The organism is candidate division KSB1 bacterium (assembly GCA_016214895.1).
Classification (GTDB): domain Bacteria; phylum Electryoneota; class RPQS01; order RPQS01; family RPQS01; genus JACRMR01.
Genome location: JACRMR010000023.1, coordinates 75247 through 89850 on the forward strand (window position 1 = coordinate 75247; position 14604 = coordinate 89850).

A 14604-nucleotide genomic window follows, 5' to 3' on the forward strand; every position below is an offset into this window, starting at 1 on the left:
GCTCCGAATATACCAATTTTGGCAGCGGGATGCAACTCCCCGGCGGATCGCTCCCCCGCCCGGCCATGCGGAAAGGTGAGCCGCTGAGAGTTGCCATTTCCGCTTACGTTCGCTTTGCGAATGCGCTGGCCTGGCACGCGTATGAGCAGGCGTATGCTCTGCATCGAGCCGGCCACGAGGTGCTATTGTTTTGTCAGGCAGGATCTCCACTGGCGACGCGCTGCGCGGACGCGACGTTCGGTGTGCATTCCGAGTTGAATTTGCATCGTTGGTCGCCGCCGGAAGTCGCGCGGAATCTGCGTGAAGTGCGACGGGCGCTCGCGGCGTTTCGGCCGGACGTACTCCATCCGCATTGCCCGCCGGGCCACACGTATTTTGCGTTGGCACAGGGAGTCGTGGGCGACCAAGTTCCGTTGGTCCGAACCGTGTCGGAGCCGCGTCGGCCGAAGGCGAATCCGATCAACTCGTATTTGCACCGCAGGCGGACGGACGGGATGATCTATACGACGGAGACCTCGGTGGTCAGATACCGCAACTTGCTGGCGGGCGCGCGCCTGCCGCAGCGGGTGATTTTGCCGGGATTCCGCGCCAATGAATTTGTGGAAGGAGTCCGGTCCGCGGGCTATCGCGGGCAGGTCGGGCTTTCGCCCGAAGTCGTGCTTGCCGGAGTGATCGCGCGGATGTCGCCGGAGAAGGGACAGGAGGTATTGATTGAGGCACTGTCGTTGTTGAGTGAAGCCGAACGTTCGCGGCTGCATGTGGTGATGGCGGGGGAAGACTCACGCGAGCGCGGCCAGCGGCAGTTGCGAGCGCTGGCGGAGCAATTTGGCGTCGCGGCCACGGTTTCATTCCTGCCCAAGCTCGCGGATGTCCGGCCGCTGATGAGCGAACTCGAGCTGGGGATCATCACCTCGACGACCAGCGAAGCGATTTGCCGAGTGGCCTTGGAGTACATGAGTTTCGGCATTCCGGTGGTTTCCAGCGATGTGAATATCTTGCCGGAAGTTGTGATCGACGGTCGGAACGGTTGGGTCTTTCGGAATCGCGATGCGGCCGGGCTGGCCGCCGTGCTATCCGCGGCAGTCACCTCGGCCGGTGACCGCAAGTCTCGCGGTGCGGCCGGGTCGGTGCTGGTCCGGGAGCAGTTTGCGCCCGAGCGTGAAGTTGCCGCCACGCTGGAGCTGTTCGCGGTTGCGGCGGCCTATCATTGCGGGCGCCATTCATGAGCGCAAAGCTGCCGATTTCGCTGGTGGTCATCGCCCACAATGAGGAACGCAACATCGAACGCTGTTTGCGGGCGGCGGAGTTTTGCGCGGAGCGGATCGTCGTAGATTCCGGCTCCACCGACGGGACTCCGGAGCGTGCGCGGAGCTGCGGTGCGCGGGTTATCGCACGGTCGTGGACGGGGTATCGCGATCAGAAGAATTTCGGCAGCGCGCAGGCGACGCAGCCGTGGGTGCTGTGTATCGATGCGGACGAAGTGGTGTCGGCGGAATTGCAGGCGGATATTCGGAGTCGCTTCAATTCAGAGCCGCCGGAGGATGCCTTTGAGATGAACCGGCACAGCTATTACGCGGGCAAGTTGATTAATCACTCGGGCTGGTATCCGCAGTGGCGGCTGTTTCTTTATCGCAAGGGCGCGGCGGAGTGGGGCGGCCACGAGCCGCATACGACTATTGAATTCAAGGGCACGCGCAAAGCGCGGCTGCGCGGCGATCTCTACCATCATACGTACTCGAATATCCGGCATCACATGTCAAAGCTGGTTGCGCAGGCGCACGATTCCGCGGTCGCCATGCAGGCGGCGGGCCGACGAGCGAGTTGGCTGGACATCTGTCTGCGGAGTCCGTGGGCAATCTTTCGCGCCTACTGGCTGGACCTCGGGGTGCTGGACGGATTTTACGGTCTGGTAATCGCAGTCAGCGCCGGCTACTACACGTTTCTGAAATATATCATGCTACGGGAATTGAATCGCAGCGCGCCAACGTCGGTCGAGACGCGGTGATCGCGACTTCCAGAACGGACACGGAGTGCGGATAGTCGGCCTCCTGTTCAAGCGCATCGGCGACAGCTTCATGGCGCAGCCGGCGTTACGGGCATTGAAGCGCATGTGGCCGGAATCGCAGATCGCGGTCATCGCCGAACGGCAGGCGGCCCGCGTGTTTGAGGGCCTGGCTTACGTCGATGAGATTCGTATGTTTGATTCGTCCGCGACGACGCTGGCGCTGGTTCGCTTGCTGCGGCAGTCGGGCGCGCCCGACATAGTGCTGGATTTCATGGCGAATCCACGGACGGCGTTGGTTACGCTGCTGTCAGGGGCGCCGCAACGGGTGGGCATCGCGTATCGGTGGCGCGGCTGGGTGTACACAAGCGTGGTGGCGGTGCAGGACCGGCAGACACCGAGTTACAGCGCCATTCACAAGTTAGGTCTCGCGCGGGCACTCGGTGCGGCCGCGACGGATCACACGACGGAGTTCAGGCTGCGGGAATCGGACGTGTCGTTTGCCGACGCGGAATTCCGGGCCCGCGGCATGGACGGGAGCGCGGCGGTTGTGGCCTTTTTCGTGCATAGCCGCCGGCCCTATAAGCGGTGGGCCGGCGCGAATTATGCCGAATTGATTCGCCGGACCAAGGACTCCGGCTTGGCTCGCCCGCTGCTCTTGCACACGCCGGGCGACGACGACTCCGTGCGGGAAGTTGAAACGCTTGCACGACTCGACGCCGACGAGACCCTATCGGTCGGCGACCTTGGGCAACTGGGCGCGGTGCTCAAGCGCTGCAGACTGCTTGTGGGAAACGACGGCGGTCCCAAACATCTGGCGGTCGCCGTCGGCACGCGCACCGTAACGCTCTTCGGGACGGAACCGCCGGAATACTGGACGCCGCCGGATGCCTCGCGTCATGCGGCGTTGACGGCGGGCATTGGCCGCGAAGCGCGTGGGACGCTGGACGCGATCGCGGTCGATCAAGTACTCTCGGAAATCCGCGCGCGGCTGGACGGAACATCATCATGAATCCGGAACCAAGGTCAATACTGATATTCAGAAACGGGTCGTTAGGTAACACGCTGGTGGCGACACCCGCGATCCGGGCGATCCGTGAGCGTTGGCCGCACGCGACGATGCACCTCGTGGTGGACTCGCTGGGATGCGAGTTGTTTGCGCGCTGCCCGTGGTTCGACACGATCATCCGTTACGAGAAGCACGGGCACGATCGCGGGGCGCTCCGCCACGCGCGGTTGGTCCAACGGTTACGCGAACTGGAGCCAACGCATGCGGTGTTGTTCAAGCGGTTTTTCCGCAATGGATTGCTCGCCAAGTTGTCGGGCGCGCGGGTCAGGCTCGGGTTTCGCACGGGCGGCTCGGCGCCGTTTCTCAATCTGACGGTTCCGTATGACGAGACCGTTTCGATCGTGGATTTGAATTTGCGACTCGCGAATTTGTTGGATGCGCATGCGGCGAATCGGGAGCTGTCGTTGTTCTTGTCAGCGGACGATTGCGCGGCCGCGGATGCGCTGTTGCGCGCCCGGCAGATCGGCCACGGTCGCTATGTGGTGGCGCACTACGGCGGTTCGACCACCGCTCCGGACTTTGTCTCGCTTCCGCGGCTGGCGGATCTCCTGCGGCGGATTCGCGGTGACCAACCGGTGGTCTTGATCGGATCCGGCAATTTGGAGCGGCAGCACGCGGAACAGCTGGGGACCGCCATCGGGAATGCGGTGGTCGCCTGCGATTTGCCGATTCGCGTATTGGCGGCGATCTTGCGGCGCGCGGACTGTTATGTCGGCATGAACTCCGGACCGGCGCACCTCGCCGCCGCGGCGGGCACTCCCGGAGTTGTGATCTTTCGACCGGATGATCGACTTGAACGGGAACTGGTGAAGTGGCGGCCGCCATCGGAAGTGATGGCGGCGGTGGTTCCGCCGACGGGAGAATCTCCCGCGGCGTGGAATGAGTTCGGCGAACTTACCGAGCGGACGGCGAGACGACTTTGTGCACATCGCGCCGTCAAGGCGGTCGGGAAGGAGTAGGTGCAAGCCACGACCGGCAGTCCACTTCGGGTCGGATTTTCGATTCCGACCTATCGCAATGCGGATGCGCTCGCGGCATGCCTGACGTCGATCTCGCGGCACGAACAGTTGGAACCTGGGGCCATCGTGGTGGTGGATGACTCGGGCACAGGGGAAGTGGCGAATGCGTTGCGCGCCGCCTTTCCGCACGTGACGTGGAAGTGTCATGATCGGAACATGGGCTTTGCGGCGGCGGCAAACCACGCCGTCACGGCGAATCCGTGCGAGCTGGTGGTGCTGTTGAACGACGACACGGAGTTACGCGGGCCGGTGTCGCCCGCGCTGCGGGAGTGGTTCGCGAGACCGGATTTGTTTGCGGTGACGTTTCAATCGGTTCAGCGCGACGGCCGGTTTCGCGAGGGGGCGAAGCGGCTGGTGTGGCGCTGGGGCATTCCGCGCATCCTGCACAATCCGCGCGACCAACGTTCGGCGGTAAATGGCGTATCGCCGTCCGACTACGCGGTGGGCGGTCACTGCGCGTTGCACAAGGCGCGGTTCGTCGCGCTGGCCGGGTTCGATGCGATGTACTTCCCGTTTTACTGGGAGGACGTGGATTTGTGCGTCCGCGCGAGCGCCCGCGGTTGGCCGACCGTCTATGATCCGGGGTGTGTGGTCGTGCACGACGGCGTGAGCGCGATTCGCTCGAACTTCGAGGTGGCGCGGATTCGCGAGATTGTCAGCCGGAACCGGATTCTATTTGCCCGCCGGCATGCGCGTGGCGTGCAGCGGATCTTGCTGCCGCTCGGATTGCTGGTGCAGCGCGGGAAGTCCGAACTCGTGGCGCGGAAAACATGAGCGCGGGACCCGGAGAGGCAACGGCGACCAACCGCAACGCAAACGGCCCGAATGACTGCTCATTCGGGCCGTTTCGCGATGGGGCCGGGTCCGGCTATTCGCTGAGGCCAAACTCGCGCATGCGGAGCGGATCCTGCAACAGCTCGGTGTGCGGACCGCTCCATGCCAGTGCGCCCTCGGACATGACCAGACAGGTACCGCCGATGCTCCGAATCAACTCAATCTCGTGCGTAACCGTGACCAGGATCCGGCGGATCGTGACCCAGTCCCGGAGGAAGCGTGTAATGCGCGACGCATGGTTATCATCCAGGCCGATAGTGGGTTCGTCCACAATGAGGAGATCGGGATTGCGCGCCGCCTGCAACGCCAGTGCGGTCAATCGGGCGAAGCCCATCGACAGGAGATAGGGATTCCGATCCAACAACTCGGGATCTTTCAGTCCGAATTCGGTCAGGATGCGTTCGATGTCGCGGGGGTCGGCATTTGCGGCAACTTCCCGGAATTCATCCCGCACGGAGTCGGCGAAGAAGAGCTGCTCGGGAAACTGGAAGACGTAGGCGGCGACCGGTCGGGTCAAGGCGAGCGAGTCAGCCCACGCGATGGAACCGGATTGCGCGGAAAGCAGGCCGGCCAAGAGCATACTCAGCGTGGACTTGCCGGAGCCGGACGGGCCGCAAATCAGGTAGGACTCGCCGCGTTGCAGCCGAAGACTTACGTCGCGGACGCCCCGCACCGTCGCGCCGGCATCCTCGTAGCTGAAGCTGACCTGTTTCAGTTCGAGGTCAGGCATGGGTGCCGGCTCGCGAACGCGCCGCGAGTTCGCTGCGGATCGAGTCGGGATCGGTCTCGATGACGGTTCGCTGATTAAGCAGATACCAGCGATCGACGGGGATATCGGCGCGCAGCCGGGGGAGCGCCCAGAGGCAGCCGGTGCGGGGCCGGACTTGTTCGAGCGCCGCGCGAAAGCTCGCGCGGGAAGGCGCATCGAGGAAGGAGTCGGGTTCGTCCAGCAGCAAGAAGGCCGGGTTCGAAATCATGATCGCGGCAAGCGCCACGCGCTGTTTCTGGCCGCCGGAGAGCCGCTGGGGCTGCCGCATGCGGAGGTCAGCGAGGTTGAATTGTCGTAAGGCGGTCTCGACGCGGGTCTGAATTTCAGCGGACGGCACGCCGCGGAATTCGAGACCGAGCGCCAGCTCATTTTCGACGGTATCAGCGAGCATCTGGTGATCCGGATTCTGCAGGATCACGCCGATCGAATTCCGCGCGGCGAGCGCGGACGAAGCATCGACGGAAATGTCACCGGCCACGGGCGCGAGCAGCCCCGCGATCAACCGGAGCAGCGTAGTTTTTCCGGCGCCATTGGGACCGATCAGGGCGACGGTCTCGCCGGTGTTCACGAACAAGTTGACGTCGCCGATCAAGTCCGCCGAATCGCGATAGGCAAAGGATAGGCGGCTAACGCGGAGCTGCGACACGAATGGCTCCGCTGAGGAAATCCGCGATGCGGTCGGCGGCTCCGCAGTTTTGTTCGACGAACTCGCGCGCATCGCGTCGCAGCGCCTCGAGCCCGTTGCGATTGCTCAGCCATTGCGACAACACCGCGGTCAGTTGATCCGCATTCGTGATCACACGCAGGATGCCGGAGTTGCGGCTGATCCGCGCTTCATGGGAGACTCCGATGTGAGGCCCGCTCAGCACGGGCAGGCCCGCGGCCATGGGTTCGAGAATGCTGTGCACCCCCTTGCCGAACGCGCCGCCGACGTAGGCGATTCTTCCCAGACGATAGAGATCGACGAGCATGCCGGTCTGGTTTACGAGCAGAATCGATTCGTCACGGGCAGCCGGTGCGTCGATATTGCGCACGACGAGGCCCAGGTTGGCGGCCGTTCGATTCACGCGCAACGCCGCTTGTGCAGACGGATCATGCGGGACGACCATCAGCATGAGGTCGGGAAACGCGTGGCGCAAATCACGGAAGACCGCAAACAACAGCCGCTCATCGCGGTCGTGCGTGCTACCGGCGACCAGTACCATACGATCCCGGCAGGGATCGGTTACGGAAGCGGGTAACGAGACCGGTTGGCGGGCACGTTCCAGCACCCGATCGAACCGCGAATCGCCGGCTACGATGACTTTGACCGCGTCGCCGGCGATGCGTCGCGCACGCTCGGCATCTTCGGCGGACACGGTCAGGATTCCGGAGAGCGCCGCGTAGATCGTGCGATGGAAGCCGCGGGAGAGCGGCCAGCGTTTCATGGAACCGGGATGAAAATTTCCGTTGACGAGAAACGTGGGGATTTCACGGTCACGGGCTTGCCAGACCAGATTGGGCCAGACATCGTGCTTGGTAATCGCAATCAGGCGGGGGGCCAGGACATCGAGGTATTCCGCCACCTCGCGAACGGAATCGACCGGGCTGAAGTCGGAGAAGTGGAATCCGGCGAAGCCTGCGGCCGGTTTTCGGGCGGAAGGCGAGAAGTAGCTGACGGCGAGTTGAAAGCCGCTGTTTTCGAAGCGCGCGGCGAGCGGTTTGAGTGCCTCAAATTCGCCGGCGGAAGCGCAGTGAAAGAGCAGCAAGTCGCCGGATTGCCGCTGCCGAAATTCGCGGACGCGATCGAGCAGACCCTTGCGGCCTTCCAGCCCGGCGCGGATCTTCGGAGCGAAGGGTGCGAGCGCGTAAAATCCTCCCAGCAGGCCCGGGAGGATGAGATGTTGGTAAATGGTTTGAACCACGGAGTGTCTCAATGCGCCGACGTCGCAAACGGAGCCACGGAGCGCACGACGGCATCGGCGACGCGGTCGGCCTGCGTATCCAGCATACAACGGAAGTGACGTTTCGGACAGCTCGGACCGCCGAAGGCCGAACAGGGGCGGCAGGGCAAGGAGTTCTGAATCACTTCGGCGCGCGCGCGGTAGGGGAAGAAGCCGAACCAGTCCACGGTGGGTCCGAACAGCGCGACCACGGGGACGTCGAGACCGGTGGCAAGGTGCATCAGGCCGGAGTCATTGGAGACCACGCAGTCTGCGTTCTGCATCGTGGCCGCGACGCGTTTGAAGGGGACGCCCACACAGACTCGTGCATCCGGAATTTGAGTCGAGAGTTGTTGGATGGTCGCGCGTTCGGATTCAGAACCGATCAGCGTGACGGCGAAATTCAAGGAGCGCAATCTCCGTCCGAGTTCGATCCAACGCTCAGCGGGCCAGCGCTTGGTAAAGTGTTTGGCCCCGGGGCAGAGCACCACGGACTTGTCGGCGATGGGAGCCTCTCCCCCACCCAGCTGTCGCCGCAGTTCGAGCCCGCGGCCGTCATCCGTAATACCGAAGGTCTCGAGTGCACTCAGGTAGCGATCAGGCACCGGCAAGACACGCGAATAGAACACATGCTTGGTGCGGATCAAGAGCCAACGGTGGACGCGGAAGCGGCGCGCTTTGACCCAGATGGTGGGGAATGCAAGCAGCCGGAGGAACGCTGAGCGCAGGCTGTTCTGCAAGTCCACCAGGATTGCATATTGTCGGGAGATGTCCGCGCGGATGCGGAGCAGTTCGGCGAATCCGGCGCGGCGGTCGAAGGTGAGAATGCTATCCACTCCCGGAATCAACTCGGCGGCGTCGCGGAATTCTTCGGCCACCAGCAGGTCGATCCGCGCGTCCGGAAACCGACGATGGAGCGCGCGGATCGCGGGAGCGGTCAAAAGGATGTCGCCGAGCGAAGAGAAGCGCAGCACGAGGATCGCCTCGCGCGACTGTTCCTCATCAACGAGCAAGATCGAAACTGTTCGCGAGCGAACCGGACTTGATTTCGCTCAACTTACCGCCCGCGTTCTTGACGAGCACGGCGCCCCCGACCGCGGTCTTACCGTTGGCGTCACAACTGTCCACACTTCCGCTGACCATCAGGGCATAGGCCATGGCTTGCGCGGTAATCGCATCCGGCGACTGCACGATCGCGGCCGCGAGTCGATTCGCGGGCATGCCGGTGCGGGGATCGAGAATGCGGTGATACGCCTGGCCGCCGCTGGAGAAGGCGCCGTCGGATGCGCTCTTGACCGCCAATCCGCCGACGGGCGCGAAAACCGTGGCCCAGGACGAGTCGGCCTGGAGCGGATTTCGGATCTTGGCGGGGAAGCCCTTGGGGTCCGGCGGATCGCCGATGAACCGCCAGGTACTCGGAGTAGAAATGGCGGCACTGCGGATGCCGATTTCAGCAATGCGTTTTGCGGCCAGATCGAGCGCGTAACCGAGCGCGATTTCGCGGGCGTCGAAGCGCATGCCCGGTTTGGCCAGCAGGATTGACGTGCCTGCCACGAACATTCCGCCTTGGGCGACGTAGGATTGCAGACTGTCGAGTTCCGCTTTGGCGGGAACGCGGGGTTTAGTGTCGAAGCCCCACGCATCCAACATCGGTCCGTAGCGAATGTCGAACGCCTGACCGCCATAGTCGTAGAAGCGCATCGCCTTCATCAGGAAGTCGAAGGTCGCCGGATCGACGGGGATCGATTGTTCACCGGCCCCTTTGGAGATTCCGAGCACCTGATTGTCCGGACCGGGCTTAAAAGACTTTGCTTCAAACTGAGTCAGGACGGGATATACTTCGTCGTAAATCCGCTTGAGCATCTCCGGCTTCTGATTCGGATCAAACACGGTGATCGTGATCTTGGTGCCGAAGGCATCGCGGGTCTCGGACGGCCATTGGCTCTCCGCTTTCTTTCCTTTGCAGCCGGCCATGCCGAGCAGGGCCGCGCAGAGCGCGAGCGGTATCACGGAACGCAGAATGGAATTTGGTTTCATCGGAACGACCTTAACCTGTAATAAGGAATTGAAGATGAAGACGTGACGGCCCGGGAGACGGAGCCGGGTATCGGAAGTCGCGGAATCGGGATTTCGTGAGGTCACATGCGCTTACCCGCCGTAGCGATTCAGCGAAGCGCGCAACTATGCTTTGGGGATCAGGCGGACGAAGAAGCGTTTGCCGACCTTGAGAATCACCGGCGACGTGAGCTGAATCTTCTGGAGCGGGTCACTGACTTTGTGCTGATCGAGTTGCACGCCCCCGGCTTCGATCAAGCGCTTGGCTTCGGAGTTGGTCTTGGCACCGCCGGAGTCCACGATCAGCTTCGCGAGCAGTAAGTCGTCGTCGGCGGCGACGGTGAAGTCGGAGATTTCGTCCGGAATGTCCTTCTTGACGAAGAGCCGGTCGAACTCCTCCTCGGCGGTCATTGCCGCGGTGGTGCTGTGGTAGAGTTCGACCAGACGGCGCGCGAGCCGGCGTTTGGGGTCGCGGGGATTGACGCGACCGGATTCCATCCCGACCTGGATTTCACGGATTTCCCGCGGCAGCAGGCCGCTGGCGAGCGTGTAGTAGGCGATGATCATGTTGTCCGGGATGGACAGGGTCTTGCCGTAAATATTCTGGGGAGTCTCGTTGATGCCGATGTAGTTATTCAGGGACTTGGACATCTTCTCGACGCCATCGGTGCCCGGCAGGAGCGGCATCATCAGGCAGACCTGCGGCTCGATCCCATAGTGTTCTTGCAAGGTACGGCCCAGCAGCAAGTTGAATTTCTGATCCGTGCCGCCCAGTTCCACATCCGAGCGCAGCGCGACGGAATCGTAGCCTTGCAAGAGCGGATACATGAATTCGAGGATGCTAATCGGCTGATTAGCCTTGAAGCGCTTGGTAAAATCATCGCGCTCCAGCATGCGGGCGACGGTATAGTGCGAAGTGAGCGAGATCAGATCATAGGGAGTGAGCGTACCCAGCCACTCGGAATTGAACCGAACTTGTGTCTTAAGCGGGTCGAGGATCTTGAAGACCTGCTCGCGATAGGTCACGGCGTTACGCTCGACGTCTTCCGCGGTCATGGGCGGACGGGTCTTGGAGCGGCCGGTGGGATCGCCGACACGGCCGGTGAAATCGCCGATCAGGAACACGACCTGATGGCCGAGGTCCTGGAAGTGTTTCAGCTTGCGGAGTTGGACGGCGTGACCGATGTGCAGATCGGGAGCGGTGGGGTCGAAGCCCTCTTTGATGATCAAGGGCTTCGCGGATTTCAGTGAACGCTCAAGTTTGCGGGCGAGTTCTTCCTCAGAGATGATTTCTTCAGCTCCGAGGCGGATCAGGTCCATTTGTTCGTTCAGCGGCGGGAAATTCAAGGCACTATCTGCGATTCTTGAGTTCACGTTTCAATTCGCGGGCCATCATCGCCTTTTCTTTCTGCTCGCGCTTGTCATATTCTTTCTTGCCGCGCGCGACGGCGATCTCGGCCTTCAGGACCCGGCCCTTGAAGTAGAGCTGGAGCGGAATCAGCGTATTGCCTTTCTCATCGATCTGGCGGCGGAGTTTGCGCAGCTCATCGGCGTGCAGGAGCAGCTTCCGGCGACGGCGCTCGTCATGCTCGGTGTAGCCGCGGTCTTTGTAGGAGCTGATGGAGAGATTGAACAGGAACAGCTCGCCGTTTTCGAAGGCAGCATAGGAGTCGCGGAGGCCAATGTGTCCGGCGCGGACCGACTTGACTTCGGTACCGAGGAGGACAATTCCGGCCTCATAACGTTGAAGAATGTGGTAGTCGTGCCAAGCCTTGCGGTTCTTGGCGACGACGTGTTCCGGCTCCTTTTCAGGCATGAGCAATAAAAATAATCAATTTCGGTCCGAAACGCAAGCAGCGGCCGGGCGGCAGGCTTGACAAAGGCCGGGAATTACCGTAAATTAGGGGCCTGTTTGGCTGGAGTGGTGGAATTGGTAGACTCGCTAGTTTCAGGTACTAGTGTCCTCCGGGACGTGCGGGTTCGAGTCCCGCCTCCAGCACGAAGTCCGAGCCCCGTGACCAGCGGGGCTTTTCGATAGGTCGCGCCTGAACATTTGGGCACTCGGAAAAGCTTAGGAGCGTAAATCCCCGCCGATTTCGGCGGGGATTTGTCGAAAAATGGAGCGGATGACGGGAGTCGAACCCGCAACCTCCAGCTTGGGAACTTACTTTCGACTCTTGTTAATATTGAAGTTGCTATTTCTGGTAGAATGACGGTAGAATTGAACGGAAATCGCCCCAGCAAAACCCGCCAACAATTCGAACGGGCCATCGCGCTATTGGCATGCGCCGATACCAGAAGTGAACGCATGGCTGGGCATTGAAGGCGCGTTCCTTTCCCCTACCCCGGAGCTGCTCAGCATTGCGACAGGTTACAGCGCAGACCTGATTGAATCCATCTCGGCTGATTTGCTTCCCAAGGTCAACGGTGTGTTGTCTCGCGGTGTGCTGGGTAGTTTGACACCTTACAAAACTATGCAGGAACTTGACACGCTGCTGGGTCGCGCAGGGCAACAGGGGGTGAGCTATCAAGCAGAGCGGATCGTGCGCACGGAGGTTTCGCGGGTGTACTCGATTGCGCTCGACACGCAGGTTCAGTCGCTTGCAGCCCTGGTAGAAAGTCCGCAGAAACTACTGAAGCAATGGGTCTCAGGGCCGTTCCGTCCGGGTCGCCGCGAAGAACATCAGCGGATTGACGGCCAGCAGGTTCCGGTGACTGAGCCGTTCAAGCTGTACGACGGCAGGATCAAACTGATGTACCCACGCGATCCTTCCGGTACACCAGGGGAAACCATCAATTGCGGGTGCTCGTGGATCATCGTGCCCGAATCCTTGGCTGTTGCAGCGGACCGGTCAATTCAGCAGTAACATCTTCTTCAGAGCGACTTTGTCGCGGGTCTGCATTTGAACGAAGTACAAACCTGAAGAGCATGTGGAGCAATTCCAAACCACACTGTAGACACCAGGCTGCACCAGCCCATTTCTAAGAGTCTCCACCTTGCGTCCCAGAACATCAAACACCTCGATAATAACTTCCGATGCCATTGGAACACCGAAGCGAATCGTGGTGGATGGATTGAAAGGGTTCGGGAAGTTCTGCTCAAGAGAATACTCATCAGGGACGCCCCCTGCAGCTTCATTAGGAACGTCCACCGTTTGCTGCAATTGAAAAGTCTGCGAAATGCTAACGAAACTTGGATTGGATGTGCTCTGGACTCGCACCTGGTATTCCGAGGAGGAGACCAAGTGTTGCGGAACAGTCCACTGAAACTGCTGGCCAGTGAGACTAACTGACTGAGCAATGGCGTACACGAGGCCGCCACCACGGAGAAGATCGATGCGCGCATCGCCCGAACAGGAACCCTCGAGATTCCATTCGATGTTTACACTCTGGCCTGTCTGCCAAATAGTTCCTACTCCGGGCGATGTTGTCGTAATAATGCAGCTTCCTGCTCCTCCCTGAACAACACAAGGCTCGCTCATGTTGCTAACAGTTCGTTCGGTCAGTAATAGGTCTCCGGTTCCGCGAAGACGAACAGAGTAGCCAACGCCAGAGCTAAGGTCATTCGGGACCTGCCAGGCGTACGATAGGGTCGATACCGGGACAGACTCCGCAATACTCCGGTCAAAGCCACCATTCCGGTACAAATCGAGGCGAATGGTGCCAGTGCAGGAACCAGAATATGTCCAGCGAATTGTGTCCATTTGGCCGATTCGCAGAGCGTCGCCATATCCTGGGTCCGTCACCAGCACTTCGCATCCACCTTCCATCGGCATCATGTTGAAGGGATTGCCGTGTGCAGTAATACGGGGAACGGTAGCGTGCCGCAGAAAGATCTCATATCCATAGCCGGGTTCAAGACCGTTCATGGGCAAGTCAATCGAACATTGCAGATCAGTTACCGGATAAGTGCCCAGTGCCAGTATGAATGATCCTGCACGCCTTAGTTCGACATCCACTTGGCCGACACAATCGCCGGTGAAAGCCCATTCCACCGTCTCATTCAAGTAACCCACGCGCCACTCATCACCATAGCCCGGGCCGATGACGCTTAGGGCACAAATGGCAAGGGGCGGTGCCATGTAGAATGGAGCGCCCATGCTGCAAATGGAATCGTTGTTCGCGTAGTAGACGAAGATCTGATAACCATAGCCAGGCGTCACGTCATCAGGCACATCCCACGTGCAGGTTCGATTCGCGACGTTTACGCCAGGATTGATGTTTCTGACCAGGTTACCGTTTCTGTAGAGATCCACCCGGACGGTACCCGAGCAATTGCCGGAGTAGCCCCATTCGACCACTTCGCCAGTCCAATCAACTCGCCACTCATCCCCCCAGCCGGGTCCCACCACATTCAAAGCACAATTACCATAGGGCGGCATGACGGTGAACGGCGCACCAAGATCTCGGATATTCGAGTCCGCATCGCTCTTTATCAGTATCTGGTAACCCCAATCCGGACGGATGTCCGATGTGACTTCCCAAGCGTATGAAAGATCGGTGACCGGAAGCCCTGTGGCCATATTGCGAACCGGCGAACCATGCTTATAGAGATCTGCCGAGATTGTTCCCGTGCAGTTTCCGGAATAGCTCCATTCAAACCATGCTTCTGCAAAGGGAGCCGCACGCCATTCGTCGCCCCAGCCGGGTCCGATAACATTCAGAGCACAATTGCCCACGGCGGGCTGAATCGTAAATGGATCTCCTATGTCGATTCCGGTGCCGTCATTGAGCCAAACCATTATGCGATATCCTGGACCTGGAACTAGATCCGGAAACGAAAAGGGACTGTTTGAGGTGCACCCCGTGGGCTGGACAGTGATGCTATAGATGGTTAGATTGAGGGGGAGCAGCAGAAGGAGTCCATGATGTCGAGGTCGAAGCGGGTCTTTAGTCCCGAGTTCAGGCAGGCGGTTGTTCAGGACGTACTCACG

General features: G+C 60.8%; 14 protein-coding genes and 1 tRNA gene. 7 read left to right on the plus strand and 8 right to left on the minus strand.

The genetic code is table 11. The features are described from left to right. Positions 1–65 precede the first annotated feature (65 nt). The 5 genes from HZB60_12070 to HZB60_12090 are packed head-to-tail and all read left to right on the plus strand — an operon-like array spanning position 66 to position 4864. On the plus strand, positions 66–1226 hold the full coding sequence (locus tag HZB60_12070) for a glycosyltransferase family 4 protein (protein ID MBI5060503.1): 1161 nt from the start codon (positions 66–68) through the stop codon (positions 1224–1226). Further along, positions 1223–2005, plus strand: a complete 783-nt coding sequence (locus HZB60_12075) for a glycosyltransferase family 2 protein (GenBank protein MBI5060504.1) — start codon at positions 1223–1225, stop codon at positions 2003–2005. The genes HZB60_12070 and HZB60_12075 overlap by 4 nt, the downstream gene beginning before the upstream one ends. A 25-nt stretch (positions 2006–2030) precedes the next feature. Then, entirely contained in the window at positions 2031–3014 is a 984-nt protein-coding gene (locus tag HZB60_12080; GenBank protein ID MBI5060505.1) for a glycosyltransferase family 9 protein, read from the plus strand. Beyond that, entirely contained in the window at positions 3011–4030 is a 1020-nt protein-coding gene (locus tag HZB60_12085; GenBank protein MBI5060506.1) for a glycosyltransferase family 9 protein, read from the plus strand. The genes HZB60_12080 and HZB60_12085 overlap by 4 nt, the downstream gene beginning before the upstream one ends. After that, positions 4031–4864 carry a glycosyltransferase family 2 protein gene (locus HZB60_12090; GenBank protein ID MBI5060507.1) on the plus strand — a complete coding sequence of 278 codons (834 nt, stop codon included), beginning with the start codon at positions 4031–4033 and terminating at the stop codon, positions 4862–4864. Positions 4865–4958: 94 nt separating this feature from the next. Here HZB60_12090 and HZB60_12095 read toward each other — a convergent pair whose 3' ends face one another. From HZB60_12095 to smpB, 7 genes are all read right to left on the minus strand, one after another. Beyond that, positions 4959–5654, minus strand: coding sequence for an ABC transporter ATP-binding protein (locus HZB60_12095; GenBank protein ID MBI5060508.1), 696 nt, complete (start codon positions 5652–5654; stop codon positions 4959–4961). Then, the gene (locus tag HZB60_12100) at positions 5647–6339 is read right to left on the minus strand and encodes an ABC transporter ATP-binding protein (protein ID MBI5060509.1); all 693 of its coding nucleotides are present in this window, start codon (positions 6337–6339) and stop codon (positions 5647–5649) included. The genes HZB60_12095 and HZB60_12100 overlap by 8 nt, the downstream gene beginning before the upstream one ends. Next, positions 6320–7597 carry a hypothetical protein gene (locus HZB60_12105; protein ID MBI5060510.1) on the minus strand — a complete coding sequence of 426 codons (1278 nt, stop codon included), beginning with the start codon at positions 7595–7597 and terminating at the stop codon, positions 6320–6322. Before HZB60_12105 ends, HZB60_12100 begins: the two co-directional genes overlap by 20 nt. Positions 7598–7605: 8 nt before the next feature. Beyond that, positions 7606–8628 carry a glycosyltransferase family 9 protein gene (locus HZB60_12110; protein MBI5060511.1) on the minus strand — a complete coding sequence of 341 codons (1023 nt, stop codon included), beginning with the start codon at positions 8626–8628 and terminating at the stop codon, positions 7606–7608. Further along, positions 8618–9652 (minus strand): FAD:protein FMN transferase, encoded by a 1035-nt coding sequence (locus HZB60_12115; GenBank protein ID MBI5060512.1) that lies wholly within the window; start codon positions 9650–9652, stop codon positions 8618–8620. Before HZB60_12115 ends, HZB60_12110 begins: the two co-directional genes overlap by 11 nt. A 144-nt stretch (positions 9653–9796) precedes the next feature. Continuing rightward, the gene (locus HZB60_12120) at positions 9797–10990 is read right to left on the minus strand and encodes a tyrosine--tRNA ligase (GenBank protein MBI5060513.1); all 1194 of its coding nucleotides are present in this window, start codon (positions 10988–10990) and stop codon (positions 9797–9799) included. A gap of 31 nt (positions 10991–11021) precedes the next feature. Next, the gene (smpB, locus tag HZB60_12125; GenBank protein MBI5060514.1) at positions 11022–11486 is read right to left on the minus strand and encodes an SsrA-binding protein SmpB; all 465 of its coding nucleotides are present in this window, start codon (positions 11484–11486) and stop codon (positions 11022–11024) included. A gap of 99 nt (positions 11487–11585) precedes the next feature. Between smpB and HZB60_12130 the strand changes: the two genes are divergently transcribed. Both HZB60_12130 and HZB60_12135 read left to right on the plus strand, forming a co-directional pair. Then, positions 11586–11669: transfer RNA gene (locus HZB60_12130), tRNA-Leu, on the plus strand. A gap of 301 nt (positions 11670–11970) precedes the next feature. Next, positions 11971–12537, plus strand: a complete 567-nt coding sequence (locus HZB60_12135) for a hypothetical protein (protein MBI5060515.1) — start codon at positions 11971–11973, stop codon at positions 12535–12537. On the opposite strand, the gene HZB60_12140 is transcribed toward HZB60_12135, so the two are convergent. Next, on the minus strand, positions 12523–14412 hold the full coding sequence (locus tag HZB60_12140; GenBank protein ID MBI5060516.1) for a T9SS type A sorting domain-containing protein: 1890 nt from the start codon (positions 14410–14412) through the stop codon (positions 12523–12525). The genes HZB60_12135 and HZB60_12140 overlap by 15 nt on opposite strands. Between the last annotated feature and the right edge of the window lie 192 nt (positions 14413–14604).

Bases quoted from the DNA above. Each gene is read 5' to 3' on its own strand.
- HZB60_12140 (MBI5060516.1), bottom strand. From the start codon at position 14,412: ATGGTTTGGCTCAATGACGGCACCGGAATCGACATAGGAGATCCATTT.
- smpB (MBI5060514.1), bottom strand. From the start codon at position 11,486: ATGCCTGAAAAGGAGCCGGAACACGTCGTCGCCAAGAACCGCAAGGCT.
- HZB60_12070 (MBI5060503.1), top strand. From the start codon at position 66: ATGCGGAAAGGTGAGCCGCTGAGAGTTGCCATTTCCGCTTACGTTCGC.
- HZB60_12115 (MBI5060512.1), bottom strand. From the start codon at position 9,652: ATGAAACCAAATTCCATTCTGCGTTCCGTGATACCGCTCGCGCTCTGC.
- HZB60_12075 (MBI5060504.1), top strand. From the start codon at position 1,223: ATGAGCGCAAAGCTGCCGATTTCGCTGGTGGTCATCGCCCACAATGAG.
- HZB60_12120 (MBI5060513.1), bottom strand. From the start codon at position 10,990: ATGGACCTGATCCGCCTCGGAGCTGAAGAAATCATCTCTGAGGAAGAA.
- HZB60_12085 (MBI5060506.1), top strand. From the start codon at position 3,011: ATGAATCCGGAACCAAGGTCAATACTGATATTCAGAAACGGGTCGTTA.
- HZB60_12095 (MBI5060508.1), bottom strand. From the start codon at position 5,654: ATGCCTGACCTCGAACTGAAACAGGTCAGCTTCAGCTACGAGGATGCC.